Source organism: Rhodococcus sp. (in: high G+C Gram-positive bacteria), from assembly GCF_049286785.1.
Lineage (GTDB): Bacteria > Actinomycetota > Actinomycetes > Mycobacteriales > Mycobacteriaceae > Rhodococcus_F.
This window is the reverse complement of record NZ_JBAQEO010000729.1, coordinates 1-2,358: the sequence shown is the minus strand read 5'-3', so window position 1 is coordinate 2,358 and position 2,358 is coordinate 1. Positions and strand designations below refer to the sequence as shown.

The 2,358-nt window shown below is 63.7% G+C and carries 2 protein-coding genes and 1 pseudogene; 2 read left to right on the top strand and 1 reads right to left on the bottom strand.

The genetic code is table 11. The features are described from left to right. Nucleotides 1-566: 566 nt before the first annotated feature. Together WAW17_RS26450 and WAW17_RS26445 are read left to right on the top strand one after the other, a co-directional pair. A pseudogene (locus tag WAW17_RS26450) lies at nucleotides 567-707 on the top strand (DUF6338 family protein); the annotation flags it as partial. After that, complete coding sequence (locus WAW17_RS26445; protein ID WP_422335835.1) at nucleotides 640-1,272, top strand: DUF6338 family protein; 633 nt, start codon at nucleotides 640-642, stop codon at nucleotides 1,270-1,272. The pseudogene WAW17_RS26450 and the gene WAW17_RS26445, both read left to right, overlap by 68 nt. Before the next feature lie 515 nt (nucleotides 1,273-1,787). Here WAW17_RS26445 and WAW17_RS26440 read toward each other — a convergent pair. Continuing rightward, nucleotides 1,788-2,063, bottom strand: coding sequence for a hypothetical protein (locus tag WAW17_RS26440; protein ID WP_422335834.1), 276 nt, complete (start codon nucleotides 2,061-2,063; stop codon nucleotides 1,788-1,790). Nucleotides 2,064-2,358 lie beyond the last annotated feature (295 nt).

The following is a 2,358-nucleotide window of genomic DNA, read 5'->3' as shown; positions in this document are numbered from 1 at the left end:
GGGTGCTTGGTCACCTATCCGTGCAGCAGTCCCCTGTGCCGTGACCTGCGTCTATCGTTTCGGCGGTCTCGGGTACGGTGTCACCGAAAGTGTGTGCCGATGGCCGGGGTCAGCTTCAAGGACTTCGTGTTTGATGTGCGTTGTCATGCGGCACCGGGTGGTGCCGGCTACCAACAGGCAAGAGCATCACCGGTCCAGCAGTTCGACGAAGGGTGTGAAAGTCCGCCGGCTTCGTCCACTCCGACGGTCGTCGCTGCCGTGGCGTCTTCACTACTGATCGGCTCTGGCCGCACGTTGCCGATTGTGAAGAGTGCGCCTGCCGGTCAGGCTCACTCTCTGAGGCTGGTCGTAGCTTCGCCGAGTGTGGAAAGCGGCGCGGAGTGTGGTGATCGCTACCAGTTTCGGCGTATCGAAGCTACGGAGGTGGGCCGGGCCCCCGGCCTCGTTCGCCGAGCTGAGGATGTACGTTGTGCTCGAAGCGGTCTCGCACCAGCCAGCGGAGAGGTGCCAGCCCCCGGTGCGCTGGTTTGTCGCTGGTGAGGCATGGGGTTTGAAGGGGAGTCCTTGTGCAGTTGGTCAGTGGATGGGAGCAAGCGCTCACGATCCTGCTGGTGGTGATTCCCGGATTCGTGTACCAGGGTGTTCGGGGCCGGCTGCAGGGTCCTACCCTTGCCGAACGCGAGGTCAGCGTCAGGTTCTTGCGGGCGGTATCGGTATCCGGCCGGGCTCGCCTTGGTCTACATCATCGTCCTGGGTGGCACCCTGACTCGAGCAGTGACCGAGCCACTGTCCTCACTCGAGCATCCGCGATTGACGGCACTGGCTGCGGGGGTGATGGTGTTCGTGGTTCCTGCTCTTGTTGCTGTCGTCGAGTTCGCATTCAAGGTCAGACGGGTGCTTCCCGACTCGAAGTGGGGTGAGCGATTCCGGTCGTATGATCCGACACCTACGGCATGGGACTACTACTCCTCGCGCATGATCGCGCCAGACGACTTCGTGAGGGTGTTGACGAAGGACGGCGGCTGGATCGGGGGCCAGGTGGGTGCCACCGGGTTCTTTACCGGCTATCCCGAGACCCGGGAGGTGTTCCTCGAGACCGCGTACGCGCTCGACGAGAGCGGCACGTTCGGAGAGACAGTCGAGGCTTCGGCAGGTGTATGGGTCGACTGCAGCGACGCGCAGCTGGTCCAGGTTCTACGCAACCCGGCCGAGGTAGGGGACTCGAGTGATAATGGAACGAACGGATCGAATGAGGCGGGTGATGGTCAGTGACGACGAACAGTGAGTCGACTGCTGATGGCGAGGCCAAGGTGCCGCGTGGCTGGCTACCGCCGCGGAAGGGCGGCTACACCCCGAGCGTTCGCGCGAAGACGCTGCGAGTGAGGGGACGAAAGCCGACGCCGGCGCCGGGGGGGGTCCGCAGGTATCGGACAGCAACACCAGACCAAGGCTGCGCATACCGAGACGAGCGCGAAGTGACCGGCGAGGACGACTCGCCGACCGGGGGAGAGGATCGCCCCATCACGCACAGGATGGATACCTCCGCGAACGAGGAGAAGGGCTATCGCCCGACCTCCCGCAAACCGCCACCACCACCGGCACCGAAACCGCCGCCGCCCGCGGGCGGCGGCGGAGTAACCAAACCCAAGAAGTACACGTAACTGGCAGTCGCTGGAATCTGTCACCAGTGGTGGTCGTCGAGCGGGATCGTTCTCATCGACACTCGCCGAACCGGTGAAACCCGGCGGTGATCGAGCAACCATCGCTCCCGTAGGAGCAGCGCGTGATCAAGCCCTCCTGGACCGTCGTCTCGAGGCCGGTGTCGTCATGGATCGACAGCCGTACGGCCTTTTCCCGTTGAGGGCTTCGATCCCCTTGGCTTCACCGATCAGCACCGCCGACAGCTCACCGTTCGGCGACATGAATTCGGGGCCGAACCGGGTGAGGTCCGTGACGACCTCAGCGGGCAGGGCGACGTCACCCGGCGCACCGAAACCGAGGGCATCTCGAATGCTGCCGGCGAGCGTCTCGTCTGTTTCCGCGATATCGATCCCGAACTTCACACCCAACGGGCTCGCTTCCGCCGCACGAGGATGCTTCGCACGCCGATGTGCTTTCAAGTCCCCGACAGCCCGCGAAATGTCGATGACCTTGTGCCCTACCCGAGTGGGGAATCGAACGGAACACTCGAAGAGGGTAACGGGGAGAGGTGCCAGGGAGCGGTTGTGGCCTGCGCTGAGGTGCGATTCGGTCGATAGAGGCCGATCCGGGAAACCTGCATATCGGTGCGTGATCGCTTCTACTCGCGATCACCTCCTATCAACAGCGGATCACTTCGCATTCGGCAACGGGACGTAC